Source organism: Streptomyces sp. V3I8, assembly GCF_030817535.1.
In the GTDB taxonomy this organism is placed as follows: Bacteria; Actinomycetota; Actinomycetes; order Streptomycetales; family Streptomycetaceae; genus Streptomyces.
This window is the reverse complement of the sequence record NZ_JAUSZL010000002.1, coordinates 3,965,185-3,985,948: the sequence shown is the minus strand read 5'-3', so window position 1 is coordinate 3,985,948 and position 20,764 is coordinate 3,965,185. Positions and strand designations below refer to the sequence as shown.

The window sequence follows — 20,764 nt, the reverse complement described above, 5'->3', positions numbered from 1 at the left end:
TGAAGGCTCGATCATGCCAGGCACGGCACCGGTCGGCCCAGTCCCCCTCGCCGGTCAGCGCGGCCGGACGGGCGGTCCGACCAGCCATTCGCCCCGCCGCATCACGCCCTTGACCTCGAAGCCGGAGTCCAGGACCACCAGGTCGGCGTCCTTGCCCGGTTCCAGGGAGCCCACCCGGTCGTACAGGCCCAACTGCCGTGCGGGGTTGGCGGAGATGGCCGACACGACGTCCTCGACGGGCAGCCGGTCCACGGTCACCGCCCGCTTGAAGGCCCGGTCCAGCGTGAGCGTCGAGCCGGCGATCGAACCGCCCTCCACCAGGCGTGCCACGCCGTCCGCGACCTCCACCTCCAGCGGGCCGAGCATGTACCGGCCGTCGCCGAAACCGGCCGCGTCCATGGCGTCCGTGATGAACGCCACCCGTCCGCCGCCCGCGTGGTGGAAGGCCAACTGGAGGGAGGCCGGGTGGAGATGGACGCCGTCGTTGATCAGCTCGACGGTGATCCGCTCGTCCTCCAGCAGGGCCGCGATCGGTCCCGGTGTGCGGTGGCCGAGCACGGGCATCGCGTTGAACAGGTGCGTCGCCACGGTCGCGCCCGCGTCGACGGCCTCCACCGTCTGCTCGTACGTGGCGTCCGTGTGCCCGATCGCCGCGATGACGCCGTGCTCGACGAGGAGGCGTACGGAGTCGATGCCGCCCGGGAGTTCGGTGGCGAGGGTGACCATGCGGGCCTGGCCGCGCGCGGCGTCGACCAGCTTGCGGACCTCCGCCGGGTCGGGGTCGCGCAGCAGTTCCTCGGAGTGCGCGCCCTTGCGGCACGGGGAGATGAACGGACCTTCGAAGTGGATGCCCGCGAGGTCGCCCTGCTCGGCCAGCTCCGAGAGCAGCCCGGCGCGCTGGGCGAGGCCGTCCATGTCGCCGGTGACGGTGGAGGCGACGAGGGTGGTCGTGCCGTGCAGGCGGTGGGTGCGCACGCCCTGGAGGATCTCCTCGACCGTGCCCGAGGTGAAGGAGGCCCCGCCGCCGCCGTGGTTGTGCATGTCCACGAAGCCGGGCACCACCCAGTGGCCGGACAGGTCCACCGCGGGGATGCCCTCGGGAGCGCTGCCGGCGATACGGGTGCCGTCGACGATGACCCGTCCGCCGTGCACCGTGCCGGTGGGCAGGACGACGTTCGCTCCGGTGAGGATCGTCGGCCGCGGGGCGGTGGGGGCCGGTCGCGCGGTTCCCCGCGCCCCTGACGGGGCGCTCTCGTGCGGGCCGGCCGGAGGGATGCGCTCAGTGGTCATCGGGCGGATACCTCCGAAGTGGTGGCCAGCAGGTCCCAGGCGAGGAGGCCCGCGCCGAGGCAGCCGGCCGTGTCCCCCAGCGCCGCGGGGACGATGGACGGCAGTTTCTGGAAGGTGACGCGCCGCTCGACCGCGGCCCGCAGGGGGGTGAACAGGGTGTCCCCCGCCTCGGCGAGACCGCCGCCGATGATCAGGGTGCGCGGGTCCAGCAGGGTGAGCGCGGTGACGAGCCCGTCGGCCAGCGCGTCCACGGCCGCCTGCCAGACCGTCCGCGCGCGGGGGTCCCCGGACTCGACGGCCTTCGCACAGTCGGCCGCGTCGGCGGCCGGGTCGCCGGTGGCCGCGGCCCACGCCTCGCTGACGGCGGCGGCCGACGCGAACCGTTCGAGGCAGCCGCGCTGTCCGCACGGACAGGGGGCGCCCCCGGGGCGTACGACGATGTGGCCGATCTCGCCGGCGAAGCCGTGCGCGCCCGCCTCCACCCGGCCGTCGATGCCGATCGCGCCGGCGATGCCCGTGCCCAGCGGTACGAAGAGGAAGCGGTCGGTGCCCCGGCCCGCGCCGATCCGGCCCTCGGCGAGACCACCGGTGCGTACGTCGTGGCCGAGGGCGACCGGCACCCCGGACAGCCGCTCGCTGAGCAGGTCCCGCAGGGGCACGTCGCGCCAGCCGAGGTTGGCCGCGTAGGCGGCGATGCCGCGGTCGGCGTCCACGATGCCGGGGACGGCGACGCCGGCCGCCGCCGCGGGCTCGCCGAAGTGGCGTTCGCCGTGCGCCCGCAGGTCGGCGGCGAAGGCGAGGATCGACTCGACGACGGCGTGCGGACCGCGCTCCCGGCCCGTCGTGCGGCGGGCCTGGTGCAGCAGCCCGCCGTCCGCCCCCACGAGGGCGGCCTTCATCCCGGTGCCGCCCACATCAAGGGCGATGACGTGTCTCACACCCACAGTGTCGCCCCTTACCCCATGAGAGGTCTAGTCCACTCGCGTGGTGTAGACCTTAGAGCGAAAATTGCTCATCAGAAGATGCGATCGCACGAGCGAATCCCCGCGTACGCGGAGGAGCGGGTGCGACGGCAGGGTTGAGGACGGCAGCAGTGCAGCGGCGAGTGACAGGTCTGATCGCGGTGGTGTCCGCACTGAGTGCGACGGTGGCCCTCGGGGGCTGCGGAAGCTCCGCCGGGGACGGGCCCGTCACCCTGAGACTGGTGGCGGCCGACTACGGCGACTCCCGGGCGAACAGCTCGCAGAAGTACTGGGACGAACTGGCGAAGGCGTACGAGGCGGAGCACCCGGACGTCGACGTCCAGGTGAGCGTCTACTCGTGGAACGACGTGGACGCCAAGGTCAGGAGCATGGTCGCCGACGGCGACCCGCCCGACCTGGCCCAGATCGGCGCGTACGCCGACTACGCCGCCGAGGGCCGGCTCTACCGCGTCGACGACCTGCTCTCCATAGACACCCAGTCCGACTTCGTGACGCAGCTGTCCGACGCCGGGAGGGTCGACCGGACGCAGTACGGCATGCCGTTCGCCTCCTCCACGCGGCTGCTCTTCTACAACAAGAAGCTCTTCTCCGACGCCGGGCTCACCCCGCCGCGGAGCTGGAGCCGGCTCGCGTCCGACGCCGCGGTCCTCAAGGCGCGGGGCGTGAAGTACCCGTACGCGCTGCCGCTCGGGCCCGAGGAGGCGCAGGCCGAGACGATGATGTGGCTGCTCAGCGGCGGCGGCGGGTACACCGACGAGGTCGGCTCCTACAGCATCGACTCGCAGCAGAACGTCGAGACCTTCACCTGGCTGAAGGACAAGCTGGTCGACAAGGGCCTCACCGGGCCGGTCGCGCCCGCGCAGCTCAACCGGGCGCAGGCCTTCGCGGCGTTCACGCGCGGTGAGGTCGGCATGCTGAACGGTCATCCCACCCTCATGAAGGCCGCCGCCGACAAGGGCGTGAAGTTCGGCATGGTGCCGATGCCGGGCGTCGACGGGCGGTCCGAGACCACCATGGGCGTCGCCGACTGGATGATGGCGTTCAAGAAGGGCGGGCACCGGGAGCAGGTCGGGGACTTCCTCGACTACGTGTACAGCGAGAAGAACGTGCTGGAGTTCTCGCACGAGTACGACCTGCTGCCGGTGACCACGTCCGCGTCCGAGGCGATGGCCGCCGACGCGGGCGACGCGGATCTGCTGGACTTCCTCCAGGAACTGCCCAACGCGGAGCTGCCCCCGGTGGGCCAGACGTCGTGGGCGGAGGTCAGCGCGGACATCAAGCAGCAGATCGGTACGGCGGTGGCGTCGCAGGGGAGCCCGACGGCGGTGCTGGGACGGCTGCAGCGCAGCGCCGTCGCGAGGCAGAACGCGGAGTAGTTCCGGCGGTCGGCTGTCGGCGGTCGGGTGCGGGTGGGCGGGGCGTTGTCGGTGGGGGTCGTTACCGTTGGTGGGTATGGACGATCGAGGGCTGACCGCGCTGGAGCGGGCCGTGCTCGCCCTGGAGGGGCGCGGGTGGGGGTCGCCGGGGGCCAAGGAGCGGGCCGTCCGGGAGGAGCTGGGGCTCGTCCCGGTCCGTTACTACCAGTTGCTGAACGCCCTGCTGGACACGGAGCGGGCCCTGGCCCACGACCCGGTGACCGTCAACCGGCTGCGCCGCATCCGCGAGATACGCAGGACCGGGCGCGAGGAATAAGACCCCACCTCGGCGGATAGGGTCGCAGCATGGCCAGTCACCCCGGCGCAGCGTCGCTCCCGAGCCCCGTGACCACGGCGGGCCGGGACGGTCTCCACGCCATCCTCGCGCGGCCCCACGAGGCCGTCCTCGCCTTCGACTTCGACGGCACCCTCGCGCCGATCGTGCCGGACCCCGAGCAGGCCCGCGCCCACCCGGCCGCCGTACCCGCACTCGCGGCGCTGGCGCCGAAGGTGGCCTCGGTGGCCGTCGTCACCGGCCGGCCCGCGGGGGTCGCCGTGCGGTACGGCGGCTTCGCCGGAGTCGCGGGGCTCGACCACCTCGTCGTGCTCGGCCACTACGGGGCCGAGCGCTGGGACGCCGTCACCGGTACGGTCCGGGCGCCCGCCCCGCACCCCGGCGTGGCCGCCGCCCGCGCCGAACTCCCCGGTTTCCTCGACGGCATCGGCGCCTGGCAGGGCAGCTGGATCGAGGAGAAGGGCCGGGCCGTCGCGGTCCACACCCGCCGCGCCCAGGACCCGCAGGCCGCCTTCGAGGCACTGCGCGAACCGCTCGCGCGGCTCGCCCGCGAGCACGGCCTGATCGTCGAACCGGGGCGGATGGTCCTGGAGCTGCGTCCGCCGGGCATGGACAAGGGCGTCGCCCTCGGCGAGTACGTACGCGAGACCGGCGCCGGGTCGGTCATGTACTGCGGCGACGACCTGGGCGACCTGCCGGCCTTCGCCGCGGTCGAGAAACTCCGCTCCGACGGCGTCCCGGGCCTCCTGGTCTGCAGCGGCAGCACGGAGGTCACCGAACTGGCCGACCGCGCCGACCTGGTGGTGGACGGTCCGGAGGGAGTGGCCGGCCTGCTCACGGCCCTGGCCGGCCGACTGACGTCCCGCTAGGGCCTGTCCGACAATTCCCGTCGTCGCCCGGAGGGCGGCCTCGCGGCGTCAGGTGCGTGCTCTGGGGGTCCCCCCGGCCGAAGGCTGGGGGAGTGCCGGGCGCAGAGCCTCGTACTGGACGTACTTGGCTCTGTGCCCGGTGCGGCGAGTGGGGGTCCCCCGGCCGGAGGCTGGGGGAGCGTGCATGGCGTCGCGAGGCAGACGGGAATTGTCAGACAGGCCCTAGGGGCGCGGGGAACTGCGCGGTCGGCCCCCACCGGACCCGCGGCTCGGAACGAACCCGCGGCAGCGCCACCGCACAACCGCGGACGCTACCTCCGCAGCGCGTGCAACTGGTCCAGGAACCACTGCGCCGGAGGCAGCGCGGTGGCCGCCGCGGCCAGCCGCTTGGTCCTCTCGGCCCGCTCGTCCAGGGGCAGCGTCAACGCCTCGTGCAGCGCCGCCGCCGTACCCACCACGTCGTACGGGTTCACGACGACGGCGTCCTCGCCCAGCTCCTCGTACGCCCCCGCCTCCCGCGACAGCACCAGCACGCACCCGTCGTCGGACACGACCGGGACCTCCTTCGCGACGAGGTTCATGCCGTCGCGGATGGGGTTGACCAGGGCCACGTCGGCCAGCCGGTACGCCGCGAGCGAGCGCGCGAAGTCGTCCTTCACGTGCAGCACGACCGGGGTCCAGCCGGCCGTCCCGTACCGGGAGTTGATCTCGTCGGCGACCCGCTGCACCTCGGCCGTGTAGTCGCGGTAGACCGCGAGGTCCTGGCGCGACGGGTAGGCGAACGCCACGTGCACCACCCGCTCGCGCCACTCGGGCCGGTCCTCCAGCAGCTGCCGGTACGCCAGCAGGCCGCGCACGATGTTCTTCGACAGCTCGGTCCGGTCCACCCGCACGACGGTCCTGCGGGCGCCCCCGTCGGGGGCGGTGCCGATCTGCTCCCGCAGCGCGGCCATCCGCTCGTCGACGTCCGCGCGGTGCGAGCGTTCGCGCAGGAAGTCCGCGTCGGCGCCCAGGCCGTGCACGCCGATCTTCGTGTCCGGAGCGGCGTCCGGCCCCAGCACGGCCCGGCAGCACGCGGTGAACGCGTCCGCCCACCGCCGGGTGAGGAACGCGGCGCGGTCGGCGCCGAGGATCCCGTCGAGGACCTTCGCCGCGATGTCGTCCGGCAGCAGGCGGAAGTAGTCCGCCGGTGCCCACGGCGTGTGCGAGAAGTGCCCGATCCGCAGGTCGGGACGGAGCTCGCGGAGCATCCGCGGCACCAGCGTCAGGTGGTAGTCCTGCACGAGGACCGCGGCGCCGTCCGCCGCCTCCTCGGCCAGTGCCTCGGCGAAGGCCCGGTTGTACATCTCGTAGGCCGCCCACTGACGCCGGAACTCCGCGTCGAAGACGGGCTCCAGGGGCGTCTGGTACAGCATGTGGTGGACGAACCAGAGCGCGGAGTTCGCGATGCCGTTGTAGGCGGCGGCATGGGTGTCGGCGTCGATGTCGAGCATCCGGACGCCCTCCTCGCCGACTCCGCGCCGGACGGCCTCGCGGTCGCCGTCGGTGAGGGCCGAGCAGACCCACAGGGCGCCGGCGTCCGGGCCGATGGCGGAGAGGCCCGACACGAGTCCGCCTCCACCGCGTTTGGCGGTGAGCTCACCGGACTCGTCCTTCGTGTACGAGACCGGGCCGCGGTTGGACGCGACGAGGACGGGGTGGGTGCCGTGGGTAGGAGCCATGACTCGAAATCTAGCCGCAGCCCTGTCCGCTCAAACGTTCCACTCGTCGTGCGGCGGGAGTCGTGCGTCACCCGCCCGCCGGCGGGGGCCGACCGCGCGGTTCCCCGCGCCCCTGGGAAGCCGGGGGCGCGGGGCGCCGCCGCTAGGCCGCGCGGCGCGACACGTACTCCGTGACGTCGATCATCGGGGGGCGTTCCTCCAGGTCCACCGAGTACGTGCGCGGCTCGAAGCCGTGTTCCCCCCGCTCGAACTGGGTCAGCACGGGCCGGATCATGTGCCCGCGGGCGAGCCGCAGCTGAGCCGTCCGGTAGATCGCCGCGGACATCCGCCCGAGCGCCTGCCCGTCCTGGTGCCGGTGCCTGCGCACCCCCACGTCCACCTGTGCGAGCGCGTCGAGCCCGACGAGGTGCAGCGCGTCGACGAGCATGCCCAGCTCCACCCCGTACCCGACGGGGAACGGAAGCTGTTCGAGGAGCGAGCGGCGCGCCGCGTACTCCCCGCCCAGCGGCTGGACGAAGCCCGCCAGGTGCGGCCAGTGCATGTTGAGCAGCGGGCGGGCCATCAGCTCGGTGACCCGGCCGCCCTGGCCGGCGGCGGCGCCCAGCGGGCGGTCGTACATCGCCTTGACGAGGTCCACGCCCGGCTCGGTGAGCAGCGGACCGACGATCCCGGTGACGAAGTCCGCCGAGAACTCCCTCAGGTCCGCGTCGACGAAGGCGACGATGTCCCCGCGGGTGACGAGCAGCGAGCGCCACAGCACCTCGCCCTTGCCGGGCACGGCCGGGAGGCGCGGGAGTATCTCGTCCCGGTGCACCACCCGGGCCCCCGCGGCGGCGGCGACCTCGGAGGTGCGGTCCGTCGACCCCGAGTCGATCACCACCACCTCGTCGACGAGCGGCACCTTCGCGGTCATCAGCTCACGGCGGATCACGGCGACGATCTCGCCGACGGTCGCCTCCTCGTTGAGCGCGGGCAGTACGACGCTCACCGTGGAACCGGTGGAGCGCTTCGCGGCGATCAGCTTCTTGAGCGGGCGGTCCTTCACGGACCAGGAGCGCGTGCTCAGCCAGCGCTCGACGTCTTCCAGCACGTGCGGCTCTCCCTTGCGTTCATCGGGATGCGTGTGCCCGCCGCGACCGATGCCGGTGTGACGGTCATCTCGCGGTTCGGACGGCTCTCTCCACCATCCAGGCCTTCGGTTACAGTCTTGAGCAACGTTGATGACCATCGCATGTCGAGGGTCGTTGCGTGTAAAACTAAAAGCACGACGAACACCGCAGACGAACACCACAATCGAATACCGCTCATCCAGAGGGGCAGAGGGATACGGCCCGTTGAAGCCCCGGCAACCCTCCAGCCGGTCTCGTCCTGGTCATCGCCGATCAGCGCAGCGAGGCTCCCGGCTCGGGAAGGTGCCAAATCCGTCTCACGGCGAAGTGCGCCGTGAGGAAGATGAGGAGAAAGGGCCTCGCCTCCATGGCTGCGCAGACTGTTGCAAGCACCACGAATGCAACCACCACGAACCCCACCGCCCCCGCCGCGGACTCCGTCGACCTCGGCCCGGCCGCCGCGCTGTCCTGCCGCGAGTGCGGCCACCGCGTCCCGCTCGGTCCGGTCTTCGCCTGCGAGGAGTGTTTCGGCCCGCTGGAGATCGCGTACGACTTCTCGGGCTACGACACCGAAGAGCTCCGCAAGCGCATCGAGGCGGGCCCCGCGAACATCTGGCGCTACGCGCCGCTGCTGCCCGTCCCCGCGGACGTCGCCGACAAGCCGAACATCAACCCCGGCTGGACCAAGCTCGTCCAGGCCGACAACCTGGCGCGCGAGCTGGGCGTCGACGCCGGCAAGCTCTTCGTGAAGGACGACTCCGGCAATCCGACGCACTCCTTCAAGGACCGGGTCGTCGCCCAGGCGCTGGAGGCCGCGCGCGCGTTCGGCTTCACCACGCTCTCCTGCTCCTCCACCGGCAACCTCGCGGGCGCGGTGGGCGCCGCCGCCGCGCGGGCGGGCCTGCGCTCGTGCGTGTTCATCCCGCACGACCTGGAGCAGGGCAAGGTCGTCATGGCCGCGGTCTACGGCGGCGAGCTCGTCGGCATCGAGGGCAACTACGACGACGTGAACCGCTTCTGCTCCGAGCTGATCGGCGACCCGGCCGGCGAGGGCTGGGGCTTCGTCAACGTCAACCTGCGGCCGTACTACGCGGAGGGGTCCAAGACCCTGGCGTACGAGATCTGCGAGCAGCTCGGCTGGCGGCTGCCGGACCAGCTGGTCGTGCCGATCGCCTCCGGCTCGCAGCTCACGAAGATCGACAAGGGCCTGAAGGAACTGATCGCGCTGGGCCTCGTCGAGGACCGGCCGTACAAGATCTTCGGCGCCCAGGCCGAGGGCTGCTCGCCGGTGTCCGTCGCGTACAAGGCCGGGCACGACGTCGTACGGCCGCAGAAGCCGGACACGATCGCCAAGTCGCTGGCGATCGGCAACCCGGCCGACGGCCCGTACGTGCTCGACATCGCCCGCCGAACCGGGGGCGCGGTGGAGGACGTGGACGACGTCCAGATCGTCGACGCGATCAAGCTGCTGGCGCGGACCGAGGGCATCTTCGCGGAGACCGCCGGCGGGGTGACGGTGGGCGTGGCGAAGAAGCTGATCGAGAGCGGTCTGCTGGACCCGGCCCTGACGACCGTCGTCCTCAACACCGGGGACGGTCTGAAGACCCTGGACGCGGTCGCGTCCGACACCGGGCTCACCGCGACCATCCGCCCGAACCTCGACTCCTTCCACGAGGCCGGGCTCGGTTCCTAGCCGCTGTCCGCACGCCGCGGGCCGGTGAGGGCCGGCCGCGCGGTTCCCCGCGCCCCCCGACGGGGCGCCCTGCACCCAGCCACACCCGACGGAGGTCCCCGTGAGCGTCAACGTCCGTATCCCCACCATCCTGCGTACCTACACGGGTGGGCAGGCCGAGGTGGCCGCCGAAGGGGCGACCCTCGGTGATGTCATCGCCGACCTGGAGAAGAACCACACCGGGATCGCGGCCCGGGTCCTGGACGACCAGGGGAAGCTGCGGCGGTTCGTCAACGTGTACGTGAACGACGACGACGTCCGGTTCGAGCAGGGCCTGGAGACGGCCACGCCGGACGGCGCCGGCGTCTCGATCATCCCGGCGGTCGCCGGAGGCTGAGGGTCCGCCGCGGTGGCCGGAGGCCGGAACCGGCGCGCCGACCGGAATTACCCCACGTGACGCCGAACACGCAGAGTTCATCGAATTGCCCCCTCCGTGAGAGAAGCGGAGGGGGCAATTCTGTATGGTTGAGCGAGGTACAGTTGGGGAAGCTGCTTCGTTCCGCCCGCCCGACCTCTGTGAGTCCGCGCCCGGAGCCCGACAAGAAGCGGCCAAAGTACCCGGTCCTTTCAAGCCGTATATGGCAATTCCCGGGCCCGACTTGCCCTGAATCTTCTTGAATCCTTCACATATTTCCGATCAGCCGCGCCCGGAATTCTCGTCGGATTGACCTGTTGCAGAGGGCAGTTGGACGGATACATTCGGCCGCGGTCGACGCGTTCCGGCGCACACCCCCAACCGTTGGGGGGTGAGGTCTGACCCGGATCCGCGAAGTGCGGGTCTGTGCAAGGGCCAGTAATAGGGGAGTTAGGCATGGCTCAGGGCACCGTCAAATGGTTCAACGCGGAGAAGGGGTACGGCTTCATCGCGGTCGACGGTGGTGCGGATGTTTTCGTCCACTACAGCGCGATTCAGATGGACGGCTACCGCACCCTGGAAGAGGGTCAGCGGGTCGATTTCGAGATCTCGCAAGGCCAGAAGGGGCCGCAGGCGGACATGGTCCGTCTGGCGACCGGCTGAAGCACGCGCCGACTTACTGCAGCGACGTTCTTCTCCGAAGGGCCCGCACCTCCCGGGTGCGGGCCCTTCGGCATGCCCGGGGCGGTCCTCCGGTGCCCCCGGCGCGGGTGCCGGCGGGCCGGAACGCCGACAGCATGATCATCGACTCCCCGTCGCCGCACCCGCTCCCACCTGCGGATCATCGAGAGGCGCTTGCACTCTCATGGGTCGAGTGCTAATCATTGCGTTAGCACTCTGAAGGTGAGAGTGACAACGAGGACCGGGTCGGTGAGGCCCGCAGGCCAGGTGGGGCAAGGAACCACCGAGGTCGGCAGGCCGTCCGTCGCGGGCGCAGGCGCGGTCCTGGAGATTCCACCCCAGTCCGGGAGGACCACTTCACATGGCCAAGATCATCGCGTTCGACGAGGAGGCACGGCGCGGTCTCGAGCGCGGGATGAACCAGCTCGCCGACGCCGTCAAGGTCACCCTTGGTCCCAAGGGTCGCAACGTCGTCCTCGAGAAGAAGTGGGGCGCCCCCACGATCACCAACGATGGTGTTTCCATCGCCAAGGAGATCGAGCTCGAGGACCCGTACGAGAAGATCGGCGCCGAGCTGGTCAAGGAAGTCGCCAAGAAGACGGACGACGTCGCCGGTGACGGAACGACCACCGCGACCGTTCTCGCCCAGGCGCTGGTCCGCGAGGGCCTGCGCAACGTAGCCGCCGGCGCCAACCCGATGGCTCTCAAGCGCGGTATCGAGAAGGCCGTCGAGGCCGTCTCCGGTGCCCTGCTGGAGCAGGCGAAGGATGTCGAGACCAAGGAGCAGATCGCTTCGACGGCCTCCATCTCCGCCGCCGACACCCAGATCGGCGAGCTCATCGCCGAGGCGATGGACAAGGTCGGCAAGGAAGGCGTCATCACGGTCGAGGAGTCCCAGACCTTCGGTCTGGAGCTCGAGCTCACCGAGGGCATGCGCTTCGACAAGGGCTACATCTCGGCGTACTTCGCCACCGACATGGAGCGTATGGAGGCCGTCCTCGACGACCCGTACATCCTGATCGCCAACTCGAAGATCGCCAACGTCAAGGACCTGCTCCCGCTCCTCGAGAAGGTCATGCAGGGCGGCAAGCCGCTGCTGATCATCGCCGAGGACGTCGAGGGCGAGGCGCTGTCGACGCTGGTCGTCAACAAGATCCGTGGCACCTTCAAGTCCGTCGCCGTCAAGGCCCCGGGCTTCGGTGACCGCCGCAAGGCCATGCTCGGCGACATCGCCATCCTCACGGGCGGCGAGGTCATCTCCGAGGAGGTCGGCCTGAAGCTGGAGAACGCGGGTCTGGACCTGCTGGGCCGTGCCCGCAAGGTCGTCATCACCAAGGACGAGACCACGATCGTGGACGGCTCCGGCTCCGCCGACCAGGTCCAGGGCCGGGTCAACCAGATCCGTGCCGAGATCGAGAACTCCGACTCGGACTACGACCGCGAGAAGCTCCAGGAGCGTCTGGCGAAGCTGGCCGGCGGCGTGGCCGTCATCAAGGCCGGTGCCGCCACGGAGGTCGAGCTCAAGGAGCGCAAGCACCGCATCGAGGACGCCGTCCGCAACGCGAAGGCGGCCGTCGAGGAGGGCATCGTCGCCGGTGGTGGCGTGGCCCTGCTCCAGGCCTCCTCGGTGTTCGAGAAGCTCGAGCTCACGGGTGACGAGGCGACCGGCGCCAACGCCGTGAAGCTCGCCCTGGAGGCCCCGCTCAAGCAGATCGCCGTCAACGGTGGTCTCGAGGGTGGCGTCATCGTCGAGAAGGTCCGCAACCTGCCCGTCGGCCACGGCCTGAACGCCGCGACCGGTGAGTACGTGGACATGATCGCCGAGGGCATCATCGACCCGGCGAAGGTCACGCGTTCCGCCCTGCAGAACGCCGCCTCCATCGCCGCGCTGTTCCTCACCACCGAGGCCGTCATCGCCGACAAGCCGGAGAAGGCCTCGGCCGGTGCCGGCGCCGGTGGCGGCATGCCGGGCGGTGACATGGACTTCTGAGCCCCGGCTCGGTAGTCCACGGCTCGCGGTTCGCAGCCGGTAGTACGCGCAGGAGGGCGGTACCCCGTTCCGGGGGTGCCGCCCTTCGGCGTGTCCGGGGTCACAGCGGTGTGCGGCGGCCCGGTGGAATGTCCCGATCGCCCGGGCGGTTGCCAGGGGAAGGGTTCATGCGCATGCACATACCCGATGGGATGTGTGCGGGCGATCCCCTGGACCCGCCGACCGTTCGACCACTCCACCCCACGAGGAGCCCCTGCGTGACTGTCGACACCACCGCCTCCGAGTCCGCCTCCGTCTCCCGCGTGGCCGGGATCCTCTCCCGGCCCCTCGCCCTCAACGGCCTGACCGTCCCGAACCGGATCGCGATGGCGCCGATGACCCGGCAGTTCTCGCCGGGCGGCGTCCCCGGGGAGGACGTGGTGTCGTACTACGCGCGCCGGGCCGCCGCCGGGGTCGGCCTCATCGTCACCGAGGGCACGTACGTGGGCCACGAGTCGGCCGGGAACAGCGACCGGGTGCCGCGGTTCCACGGTGCGGAGCAGCTGGCCGGCTGGGCGAAGGTCGCCGAGGGGGTGCACGCGGCGGGCGGGACGATCGTGCCGCAGCTCTGGCACATCGGCATGGTGCGGTCCGCCGGGGAGCCGCCGTTCGCCGACGCGCCCGCGGTCGGCCCCTCCGGGCTGCGTCCCGACGGGACCGCCGGTCAGGGCAAGGAGATGACGCAGGCCGACCTGGACGACGTCATCGGTGCCTTCGCCGAGGCCGCGGCCGCCGCCGAGCGCATCGGCTTCGACGGGGTCGAGCTGCACGGCGCGCACGGCTACCTGCTCGACCAGTTCCTGTGGGCGGGCACGAACCGGCGCACGGACGCGTACGGCGGTGACCTCGTCGCCCGTACGAGGTTCGCGGCGGAGATCGTGGCCGCGGTGCGGGCCGCCGTCTCCCCGGCCTTCCCCGTGATCTTCCGCTACTCGCAGTGGAAGCAGGGCGTCTACAAGGCGCGCCTCGCCGAGACCCCGGCGGAGCTGGAGGCGGTGCTGGCGCCCCTCGCGGCGGCCGGTGTGGACACCTTCCACGCGTCGACGCGGCGCTACTGGCTGCCGGAGTTCGACGGGTCCGGCCTGAACCTGGCCGGCTGGACGAAGAAGCTCACCGGGAAGCCCGTCATCACGGTCGGGTCGGTGGGCCTGGACGGCGACTTCGTCAAGGGCTTCCGCGGCGAGGGTGCCCCGGTCAAGGGCATCGACGACCTGCTCGACCGGCTGGAGAACGAGGAGTTCGACATGATCGCGGTCGGCCGGGCGCTGCTGCAGGACCCGCAGTGGGCGGCGAAGGTGCTGGCGGGGCGGTTCGGTGAACTGGCCCCCTTCGACGCGAAGGCGCTGGGCTCGCTGAGCTGACCGGGATCCGGCACGCGGACACGTCCGCCGCCACGGGAGGGTGGCCCCTGTCGGGGGGCCACCCTCCCGTGGCGACGGGGCGGTGTCAGGCCGCCAGGCGCAGGTGCTGCCGCGTCCACTCCTCGAACGTGGTCAGCGGGATGCCGAACTCCCTGGCGTACTGCGGCCGGGCGGGCTGGCCGGTCACGTTCAGCCGGTCGTGCGAGGCCCCCATCGGCGGCATGCCCGCGGCAAGGGCCTCCTCCTCCGTCATGTCCGGCGCACGCAGGGGTGTCCCCAGGGCCCGGGAGAGGACCTCGGCGATCCGCGTCATCGTCAGGTAGTCGCTCGCCAGCTCCAGTTCGACGCGGTGGAACCGCTCCGGATCGGCGACCGCCGCGGCCGCCGCCGCGCCGATGTCGTCCGTCGCGACGAGGGACAGGTGCGTCGCGGGCCTGAGGACGCTCACGATGCCGCCCTCGACACCGCGCGGGAACAGGAACCCCGTGGACGGGCGGAAGTTGTCCATGAAGAAGCTCGGCTTGAGCAGCGTCCAGCGCGGGAAACCTGCCTCGCGGAGCCGGTCCTGGATCGCGGTCTTGGCTCTCAGGGGAGCCTGCGACGACTTCCACCGGCCCGCTGCCCAGCCGGGGTGCTCGACGTGTTGGCCGGCGCCGCTCACCGACGTGTGCACGAACTGCGGCACGCCCGCCGCCCTGGCGCCCTCGATGAGGTTGACCCCCTGCCGGACCTCTCCCTCGAAGTCGAAGCCGGTTTCGGTGATCCCGGCCATCTGCACGGAGAAGACCGCGCGGGCGCCCTCCGCGGCCCGCGCCACCGAGTCGCGGTCGTGGAGGTCCCCGGTGACCGGTTCCGCGCCGAGCGCCCGGACGGCCCTGGCGCGGGGGGAGGCCGGATCGCGCACCAGGGCCCGCACGGGGACGCCCGCCGCGAGCAGGGCGCGGACGGTGGCTCCGCCCTGCCTGCCGGTCGCGCCGGTGACCAGGACCGGTGCCTGTCCTGTACGGGGATCTGTGGGCATACGGGTGCTCCTTCGAGGCGCCGGCAAAAAAAACGGCGGGGCCCGCCGTTTCCTCTCGGCTAAGATACGGCGGGGCCCGCCATTTAACAACGGACGAGGTGAACGCCATGGTGGAACGCCGGCGTGCGGACGCGAGGCGCAACTACGCGCGCATTCTGACCGTGGCCGAGGAGGAGGTCGCCGCCCACGGGGCCGACGCCTCCCTGGAGCAGATCGCCCGCACCGCGGGGGTCGGGTCCGCCACCGTGCGCCGGCACTTCCCGACGCGTCGCGCGCTGCTCGAAGCGGTGGCGCAGACGCGGATCGCGGCGCTGGGCGTCCGCGCGGACGAGCTGACCGGCCGGGACGACAGCAGGGACGCCCTGCTGGAGTGGCTCGGGGAGGTCGTCGCCTACTGCGTGTCCGCCCGCGGGCTGGCGGTCGCGCTGTCCTACGACGACCCGGCGGCCGACCCGGTGCACGAGAACTCGTGCTCACGGTCCTTGGAGGAGGCGGGCGGCCCGCTGCTCCGGCGCGCCGTGCGGGACGGCGCGGTGGCGGCGGACGTCACGGTCGGCGACCTGATCACGCTGGCGGTCGGCATCGTCCTGGCCACGGAACACCGCGGCGACCCGGCCGCCGAGGCGGACCGGCTGTTCCGGCTGGCCGTGGAGGGGCTGAGCCCGAGGGGGCGATGAGCGGCGGGCCACCGCCGGGCGGGGGCGGACCCGGTGTGCGTGACGCCCTGTCATACAAGCGGGGTTGTCGGGACGCTGTCTATGGCCAGGTCGGCGGGGTAGTGGCAACTCTGTGTGAGAAGACCAGCACTCACAGTTGAGGAAGTGACGTGATGGACATGACGTCGAGTGAGCGGGCGCGGCCGGCGCGGGGGGCGGCGGACGAACCGTGCGGGGCGTACGTGATCGACGTACGCGACGGGCGGATCGGACAGGTCGTGGGACGCGAGGACGGTTGCGTGCGGCTGCGGCCCGTGGGCGGCGGACGGGAGTGGGACTGTCCGCCGGGCGCGGTGGGCGAGGCCTCGGCGGGCGAGGTGCTGCTGGCCCGGGTGCGGCGGATCAACCAGGAGGGGCGATTGCCGTGACCCGCGCCGGCCGGGGCCCGGGCGACTCCGTGGAGCGGACCGGGAAAGGCCGCGGGCCGCTCGGGGGAGGCGCGGACCACCGGTCCTACAGGTTGCCCATCGGCTCGATGTCGATCTTCACCGGGGTGCCCCAGATGCGCAGCACCTCGTAGTCCGTGAACTCGTGGACCAGGCGGTAGGCCATGCTCGGGCGCGGGCCGCGGCGCTGCGCCGCGAGGTACAGCTCGGCCTCCTGCTTGTCGCGGCGGGGCGTGCCGCAGAGCTGCCAGGTCTGGCCGGTCCACATCTCGGGGAGCCAGCGCTGCTGGGGCACGGGCCGGTCGCCGCGGACGCCGTAGCGGGATGTCGTACGCTCCCCGCCGCCCGGGGCGGCCGGGCGGCTCTGCGGGTAGGAATCCTGGTAGGAGTCCTGGAACGAGTCGTTCACCTTCGAGCGGCGGGCGAGGCGGCGCCGGGTCTCGCAGAGCAGGCACAGGTCCGCGGCGTCCTCGTCGACCGGACCCGTGGGGTGCTCCGCGCAGCGGGTGGTGGGCGCGGCCGTGGTGACGGTCTCCTCCAGGAGGTCGAGGGCGCGCTTCAGATCCGCCTTCACCTCGTGGAGCTTGGCGTCCGGCATCTCGGTGGAGAGGGCGTCCCCGTGCTCCCCGAGCACGCGGAGGGCTCTGCCCAGAGCGGTCAATTGCGCGTGGTTCACGGTGTCGGGTCCCTTCCGATCGGCCTGCCCAGCGTCGCACGTCCCACTGACAGGACGCGGGGCGGCCACGCGCCCCGGGAAGGACGAAGGACTGTGCCGTTCTCCGCGGCGCGGCGCCCAGGACCGTGTCCGGGGGCCGGTCACGGGCTCCGTTCCGCCGCCGCGGCCAGAGCCGCGCGCAGGTGGCCGTCCGTCTCCTTCAGGAGCTCGGCGGCGGTGGGGGCGTCCACGGCGGCCAGGATCGTCAGGATCGCGTTCTTCACCTCGCCGTCCGTCGCGGACAGCGCCGCCTCGATCTCCCCGTCGTCGGCGCCGGTGGCGAGGGCGACGATACGGCGGGAGCGGGCCCGGAGCTTCTCGTTCGAGGCACGTACGTCGACCATCAGATTCCCGTACGTCTTGCCCAGGCGGATCATCGTGATCGTCGAGAACATGTTGAGGACGAGCTTCTGCGCCGTGCCCGCCTTCAGGCGGGTGGAGCCCGTGAGCAGCTCGGGCCCCACCACCACCTCGATGCCGTGGTCCGCCGCGGCCGCCAGCGCGCTGTCCGCGTTGCAGGACAGGCCGACCGTGAGGGCGCCGAGCGCACGGGCGTGCCCGACGGCTCCGATCGCGTACGGGGTGCGGCCCGAGGCGGAGACGCCCACGACCACGTCGTCCGCCGTCAGGCCCAGGGCGGACAGGTCCTCGACGGCCAGCTCCGCGGAGTCCTCCGCGCCCTCGACCGACGTCGTCATCGCGGTCGGGCCGCCCGCGATCAGTCCGACGACCTCGGTGGGGTCGGTGTTGAACGTCGGCGGGCACTCCGACGCGTCCAGCACGCCGAGCCGGCCCGCGGTGCCGGCGCCGGCGTAGACCAGGCGCCCGCCCCGCCCCATCCGCTCCGCGACGGCGTCGATCGCGGCCGCGATGCGCGGCAGCTGTGCGGCGACGGCGGCCGGCACGGTGGCGTCCTCGCCGTTCATGATCTCCGCGATGTCGAGCGTCGGGAGTCGGTCGATGTCGGAGTGCTCCGGGCGGAACGCCTCCGTGGTCAGTCCGTCCAGCTCGGCGCGCACGTCGCGGTGGCCGGCGGGCGAGGAGGGGGAGGGGGCGTCGGCGCGTGAGGTCATGTGCGGCGGCTCTTTCCGGTGCGGGGCCAGTCTTGTGTCGTGTGCGTTCAGGGGGGCGGGGCCCGGCCGTCCGGTCAGCGCGGAGCGCTCCGGTGGCGGTGGGCCAGCGCCTCGTACGATGCCGAAAGGGCCGGCGCCGCCGTCTCGTACGTCCGTTGGGCGACGCCTATGAACAGGCAGTCGACCACCAGCAGCTGACTCGTCCGGGACGACATCGCGGCCGGCCGCAACTCGCTCTCCCGGGCCGTGGACGTGGTCAGGACGTGATCCGCGTACTGGGTCACCGGGCCGTCCGGGCGGCCCGTGATCGCGATCGTCGTGGCGCCGTGCTCGAACGCGACCCGCAGCGGTTCGATGACGTCGCCCGTCGATCCGGAGTGCGTGATCGCGATCGCCACGTCCTTGGCGCGCAGCTGCACGGCGTTGGTCACGGCGAGGTGGGGGTCGTTGTGCGCGTGGGCCATGAGCCCTATGCGCAGCAGCTTCTGCGTGAGGTCCTGGGCGACCAGCCCGGACGCGCCGACGCCGTACACGTCGATGCGGCGGGCCACCGCGAGCGCCCCGACCGCGGCGCCGAGCTGGACCGTGTCCAGCGCGGCGGCGGTGTCGGCGAGCGTCTGCTGTTCGTCGTACGCCAGCTTGGCGACGACGTCCGTGAGGGGGTCGTCGACCGCGATGTCGGCCGTCACGGCGGGGGCCCGGCCCGACTGCTGCTGGGCGGCGAGGCCGGCGAGGGCGAGGCGGAGGTCGCGGTAGCCGGGGTAGCCGAGGAGGCGGGCGGTGCGGACGACCGTGGCCTCGCTGGTGCCGGTCAGCTCCGCGAGGCCGGTGACCGTGAGGGCCGCGCAGCCGGCGGGGTCCTTGGCCACGGCCTCCGCCACTCGCTGCATGGAGCGGGTCATGGAGGGGGCGAGGGTGCGGACCTTTGCGGCGAGGGCTGCGGGGGGTGGCGGGGTTTCCCCCGCGAAAATTTCCTTCACTTGGTGGGTCACGTATGAAAGATATTTTCGGGCGGGGGGAGGGTCAAGGGGAGGGGTGGTCCGTCGGGTGCCGGTCCGGTGGGGGCTGGTCGCGCAGTTCCCCGCGCCCCTGAAAGACGAAAGACTGTGCGGTTCCCCGCGGCCTGGGAACGAAGGGCTGCGCCGTTGCCCGCGGCCCTGGGATCCGGGGGTGTGTGAGGCTGGCGCACAATGAACGTATGGCTTCGTCCTCCGTTCCCTCCTCCTCCCCTTCCCCTTCCGTCAGTGCGCTGGAGCAGGCTCTGCATGCCGCGCGGGCGCTCGTGATCGCCGATCTCGTGGCGGGGGAGGTCGCCGAGGCCGATGTGGTGTCGATGGTGGAGGAGTCGGTCGTACAGCGGCGGTGGTGGGTGGAGCAGTGGCCCGAGGGGGTCACGTACGTGGCCGGGCTGGTGGCCCAGGACGTCCAGGACGCGCTGCTGGAGACGTACGGCCGCTGGCCGCTGTGTCCCGTCTGCGACGACGGTGATCCGCACGCCCTGGAGGTGGAGCCCGAGCTGGGGCCCGACCCGCACTGGGTGTGCCACAAGGCCGGTGTGAGCGTCGCCCCGGTGGGTGCGCTCGGAGCGGCCACGGGCGGGTCCGGCGGCGGGGCGGACGGCTCGTGACCGTCTACATCGATCCGCCCGACTGGCCCGGGCACGGCCGCATGTGGTCCCACCTCGTGAGCGACGTGTCGTACGACGAACTGCACGCGTTCGCCCGGCTGCTGCGCATTCCCGCCCGCGCCTTCGAGCGGGACCACTACGACATCCCCTCGCACCGGTACGAGGACGCCGTGCGGGCCGGCGCGGTGCGGGTGCGCAGCCGCGAGGTCGTACGCCTCCTGCACGCGTCCGGGCTGCGCAGGCCCAAGGGGCGTCCGGGCCCGGGCGGACATCCGGACCCGGTCGGGCGTCCGGACTCAGCCGCGTAGTTCGTACGCGTACTGCTCCCCGTCCTCACCCTCCACCGTGCCCACCTCGGTGAAGCCCACCCGCGAGATCACGCCCTGGGAGGGGACGTTGGCGCGGTCGACCGTCGCGAACAGGTACGTGAGGTCCTCGCGGGCCAGCGCCCAGGCCGACAGGGCGCGCAGCGCCTCGGTGGCGTAGCCGTTGCCGCGGGCCGACTCCGCCAGGTCGTAACCGACCTCCGCGCGGCCCTCCCCGTCCGGGGCGCCATGGAAGCCCATGCCGCCGACCGCGCGGCCGTCCTCGCGCCTGACCAGCACGAACATGCCCCACTCGGGCCGGTGCACCCCGGCCTCGTACGCCTTGACGACCATGCCCGCCGCGTCCCGGGTGCCCTGGAAGGGGCCGCCCGTGATCCACTCGAAGCCGCCGGTGCCGCCCGCGCGCAGGTCGGCGGCGGCGGCCGGGGTGACGCCCTGGAGGGTGAGCCGTTCGGCCGGGACGACGAGGGTGTTGCTCCAGTGCCAGGAGGTGAGGGCGGGCCGGCCGGGCAGTTCGCCGCGGCCCGTGGCCCACAGGAGCGTCCGCCAGTGGTCGGGGCCCGGCTCCGGGCGGACGTGCGGGAAGATGCGGGTCAGCACATCGGCGCAGAGCGCGGCCGGCGGCTCGTACGCGATGCCGAGGCCCTCGGCCACGTCGTGCGCGTGCACGAGCACCTCCGTGACGCCCATCGCGGCGAAGCCCTCACGGTCGGCGCCGCGGAAGGGGTACGGGTGGAAGGCCCGCACCTCCCGCGGGGTGGTGCGCACGGCTGCCGCGAGCAGGGCGCCGGTCGCCTCGACGACCTGGAGCAGGTCCTCGGGGCTCTCGCACTCGTCGCAGTCGATGCGGAACGGTACGTAACGGTCGGCGGAGCGGCCCGCCAGCTGGCCCGCGTACGAGATGAGGTCCGAGGCGATGTGCTCGGCCGTCCTGCGGCAACTCCATTCGAGACGGCCCGCCCTGACGCCCCAGTCCCGGTCGGCCGCGCCCCGCAGGGCCGCCACCGCACCCGAGACGGCCTCTTCCACCTGGTCCCCGCCCATGGCTCGCATGCCGGTG

General features: G+C 72.3%; 21 protein-coding genes and 1 riboswitch. Of the genes, 12 read left to right on the top strand and 9 right to left on the bottom strand.

The window, feature by feature from the left end; translation table 11 throughout:
• Positions 1-54 precede the first annotated feature (54 nt).
• Both nagA and QFZ75_RS17455 read right to left on the bottom strand, forming a co-directional pair.
• Positions 55-1,290 (bottom strand): N-acetylglucosamine-6-phosphate deacetylase, encoded by a 1,236-nt coding sequence (nagA, locus tag QFZ75_RS17460; RefSeq protein ID WP_307538015.1) that lies wholly within the window; start codon positions 1,288-1,290, stop codon positions 55-57.
• A complete protein-coding gene (locus tag QFZ75_RS17455) occupies positions 1,287-2,228 on the bottom strand; it encodes an ROK family protein (protein WP_307538013.1) in 942 nt (313 codons plus the stop codon). Before QFZ75_RS17455 ends, nagA begins: the two co-directional genes overlap by 4 nt.
• A gap of 155 nt (positions 2,229-2,383) precedes the next feature.
• Here QFZ75_RS17455 and QFZ75_RS17450 point away from each other — a divergent pair, with 155 nt between their 5' ends.
• The 3 genes from QFZ75_RS17450 to otsB all read left to right on the top strand — a co-directional run bounded on the left by QFZ75_RS17450 (position 2,384) and on the right by otsB (position 4,852).
• Positions 2,384-3,649 (top strand): ABC transporter substrate-binding protein, encoded by a 1,266-nt coding sequence (locus tag QFZ75_RS17450; RefSeq protein ID WP_307538011.1) that lies wholly within the window; start codon positions 2,384-2,386, stop codon positions 3,647-3,649.
• A 76-nt stretch (positions 3,650-3,725) separates the two neighbouring features.
• Positions 3,726-3,965 (top strand): DUF3263 domain-containing protein, encoded by a 240-nt coding sequence (locus QFZ75_RS17445; protein ID WP_307538009.1) that lies wholly within the window; start codon positions 3,726-3,728, stop codon positions 3,963-3,965.
• Between the two features lie 29 nt (positions 3,966-3,994).
• Positions 3,995-4,852 carry a trehalose-phosphatase gene (gene otsB, locus QFZ75_RS17440; protein ID WP_307538008.1) on the top strand — a complete coding sequence of 286 codons (858 nt, stop codon included), beginning with the start codon at positions 3,995-3,997 and terminating at the stop codon, positions 4,850-4,852.
• Between the two features lie 311 nt (positions 4,853-5,163).
• Here the strand turns inward: otsB and QFZ75_RS17435 are convergent, their stop codons facing one another.
• Entirely contained in the window at positions 5,164-6,573 is a 1,410-nt protein-coding gene (locus QFZ75_RS17435; protein WP_307538007.1) for a trehalose-6-phosphate synthase, read from the bottom strand.
• Positions 6,574-6,715: 142 nt separating this feature from the next.
• The gene (locus QFZ75_RS17430) at positions 6,716-7,663 is read right to left on the bottom strand and encodes a glucosyl-3-phosphoglycerate synthase (protein WP_307538005.1); all 948 of its coding nucleotides are present in this window, start codon (positions 7,661-7,663) and stop codon (positions 6,716-6,718) included.
• A gap of 211 nt (positions 7,664-7,874) precedes the next feature.
• Positions 7,875-8,032: riboswitch (SAM riboswitch) on the top strand.
• Between the two features lie 17 nt (positions 8,033-8,049).
• Here QFZ75_RS17430 and thrC point away from each other — a divergent pair.
• From thrC to QFZ75_RS17405, 5 genes are all read left to right on the top strand, one after another.
• Entirely contained in the window at positions 8,050-9,375 is a 1,326-nt protein-coding gene (gene thrC / locus QFZ75_RS17425; RefSeq protein WP_307538003.1) for a threonine synthase, read from the top strand.
• Positions 9,376-9,475: 100 nt separating this feature from the next.
• Entirely contained in the window at positions 9,476-9,751 is a 276-nt protein-coding gene (locus tag QFZ75_RS17420; RefSeq protein ID WP_307538002.1) for a ubiquitin-like small modifier protein 1, read from the top strand.
• A 474-nt stretch (positions 9,752-10,225) separates the two neighbouring features.
• Positions 10,226-10,432, top strand: coding sequence for a cold-shock protein (locus QFZ75_RS17415; RefSeq protein ID WP_007493268.1), 207 nt, complete (start codon positions 10,226-10,228; stop codon positions 10,430-10,432).
• A gap of 379 nt (positions 10,433-10,811) precedes the next feature.
• Positions 10,812-12,440 (top strand): chaperonin GroEL, encoded by a 1,629-nt coding sequence (gene groL / locus QFZ75_RS17410; RefSeq protein WP_107015329.1) that lies wholly within the window; start codon positions 10,812-10,814, stop codon positions 12,438-12,440.
• 257 nt (positions 12,441-12,697) lie between these two features.
• Positions 12,698-13,840: an NADH:flavin oxidoreductase gene (locus QFZ75_RS17405; protein WP_307538001.1), complete on the top strand. Its 1,143-nt coding sequence runs from the start codon at positions 12,698-12,700 to the stop codon at positions 13,838-13,840.
• A gap of 85 nt (positions 13,841-13,925) precedes the next feature.
• On the opposite strand, the gene QFZ75_RS17400 is transcribed toward QFZ75_RS17405, so the two are convergent.
• A complete protein-coding gene (locus QFZ75_RS17400; RefSeq protein ID WP_307537999.1) occupies positions 13,926-14,861 on the bottom strand; it encodes an NmrA/HSCARG family protein in 936 nt (311 codons plus the stop codon).
• A gap of 107 nt (positions 14,862-14,968) precedes the next feature.
• On the opposite strand from QFZ75_RS17400, the gene QFZ75_RS17395 reads away from it, so the two are divergent.
• Positions 14,969-15,538 (top strand): TetR/AcrR family transcriptional regulator, encoded by a 570-nt coding sequence (locus tag QFZ75_RS17395; protein WP_307537997.1) that lies wholly within the window; start codon positions 14,969-14,971, stop codon positions 15,536-15,538.
• A 158-nt stretch (positions 15,539-15,696) separates the two neighbouring features.
• Positions 15,697-15,945, top strand: coding sequence for a hypothetical protein (locus QFZ75_RS17390; RefSeq protein ID WP_307537995.1), 249 nt, complete (start codon positions 15,697-15,699; stop codon positions 15,943-15,945).
• An 85-nt stretch (positions 15,946-16,030) separates the two neighbouring features.
• Here QFZ75_RS17390 and QFZ75_RS17385 read toward each other — a convergent pair whose 3' ends face one another.
• The 3 genes from QFZ75_RS17385 to QFZ75_RS17375 all read right to left on the bottom strand — a co-directional run bounded on the left by QFZ75_RS17385 (position 16,031) and on the right by QFZ75_RS17375 (position 18,743).
• Positions 16,031-16,639, bottom strand: coding sequence for a hypothetical protein (locus QFZ75_RS17385; protein WP_307537993.1), 609 nt, complete (start codon positions 16,637-16,639; stop codon positions 16,031-16,033).
• A gap of 140 nt (positions 16,640-16,779) precedes the next feature.
• The gene (gene murQ, locus QFZ75_RS17380; RefSeq protein WP_307537991.1) at positions 16,780-17,751 is read right to left on the bottom strand and encodes an N-acetylmuramic acid 6-phosphate etherase; all 972 of its coding nucleotides are present in this window, start codon (positions 17,749-17,751) and stop codon (positions 16,780-16,782) included.
• 74 nt (positions 17,752-17,825) lie between these two features.
• A complete protein-coding gene (locus tag QFZ75_RS17375) occupies positions 17,826-18,743 on the bottom strand; it encodes a MurR/RpiR family transcriptional regulator (protein WP_307537989.1) in 918 nt (305 codons plus the stop codon).
• A 206-nt stretch (positions 18,744-18,949) separates the two neighbouring features.
• On the opposite strand from QFZ75_RS17375, the gene QFZ75_RS17370 reads away from it, so the two are divergent.
• Both QFZ75_RS17370 and QFZ75_RS17365 read left to right on the top strand, forming a co-directional pair.
• Positions 18,950-19,378 (top strand): hypothetical protein, encoded by a 429-nt coding sequence (locus QFZ75_RS17370; RefSeq protein ID WP_307537987.1) that lies wholly within the window; start codon positions 18,950-18,952, stop codon positions 19,376-19,378.
• Positions 19,375-19,686, top strand: a complete 312-nt coding sequence (locus tag QFZ75_RS17365) for a DUF4031 domain-containing protein (protein ID WP_307537986.1) — start codon at positions 19,375-19,377, stop codon at positions 19,684-19,686. The genes QFZ75_RS17370 and QFZ75_RS17365 overlap by 4 nt, the downstream gene beginning before the upstream one ends.
• Here QFZ75_RS17365 and QFZ75_RS17360 read toward each other — a convergent pair.
• Positions 19,675-20,757, bottom strand: a complete 1,083-nt coding sequence (locus QFZ75_RS17360) for a GNAT family N-acetyltransferase (protein WP_307537985.1) — start codon at positions 20,755-20,757, stop codon at positions 19,675-19,677. The two genes, QFZ75_RS17365 and QFZ75_RS17360, sit on opposite strands and share 12 nt — an antisense overlap.
• Positions 20,758-20,764: the final 7 nt, after the last annotated feature.

What these genes read in the sequence shown, in the direction of transcription:
- nagA (WP_307538015.1), bottom strand. Translation starts at nt 1,290, where the DNA reads ATGACCACTGAGCGCATCCCTCCGGCCGGCCCGCACGAGAGCGCCCCG.
- QFZ75_RS17445 (WP_307538009.1), top strand. Translation starts at nt 3,726, where the DNA reads ATGGACGATCGAGGGCTGACCGCGCTGGAGCGGGCCGTGCTCGCCCTG.
- otsB (WP_307538008.1), top strand. Translation starts at nt 3,995, where the DNA reads ATGGCCAGTCACCCCGGCGCAGCGTCGCTCCCGAGCCCCGTGACCACG.
- QFZ75_RS17435 (WP_307538007.1), bottom strand. Translation starts at nt 6,573, where the DNA reads ATGGCTCCTACCCACGGCACCCACCCCGTCCTCGTCGCGTCCAACCGC.
- thrC (WP_307538003.1), top strand. Translation starts at nt 8,050, where the DNA reads ATGGCTGCGCAGACTGTTGCAAGCACCACGAATGCAACCACCACGAAC.
- QFZ75_RS17415 (WP_007493268.1), top strand. Translation starts at nt 10,226, where the DNA reads ATGGCTCAGGGCACCGTCAAATGGTTCAACGCGGAGAAGGGGTACGGC.
- groL (WP_107015329.1), top strand. Translation starts at nt 10,812, where the DNA reads ATGGCCAAGATCATCGCGTTCGACGAGGAGGCACGGCGCGGTCTCGAG.
- QFZ75_RS17400 (WP_307537999.1), bottom strand. Translation starts at nt 14,861, where the DNA reads ATGCCCACAGATCCCCGTACAGGACAGGCACCGGTCCTGGTCACCGGC.
- QFZ75_RS17395 (WP_307537997.1), top strand. Translation starts at nt 14,969, where the DNA reads ATGGTGGAACGCCGGCGTGCGGACGCGAGGCGCAACTACGCGCGCATT.
- QFZ75_RS17390 (WP_307537995.1), top strand. Translation starts at nt 15,697, where the DNA reads ATGACGTCGAGTGAGCGGGCGCGGCCGGCGCGGGGGGCGGCGGACGAA.
- murQ (WP_307537991.1), bottom strand. Translation starts at nt 17,751, where the DNA reads ATGACCTCACGCGCCGACGCCCCCTCCCCCTCCTCGCCCGCCGGCCAC.
- QFZ75_RS17370 (WP_307537987.1), top strand. Translation starts at nt 18,950, where the DNA reads ATGGCTTCGTCCTCCGTTCCCTCCTCCTCCCCTTCCCCTTCCGTCAGT.
- QFZ75_RS17360 (WP_307537985.1), bottom strand. Translation starts at nt 20,757, where the DNA reads ATGCGAGCCATGGGCGGGGACCAGGTGGAAGAGGCCGTCTCGGGTGCG.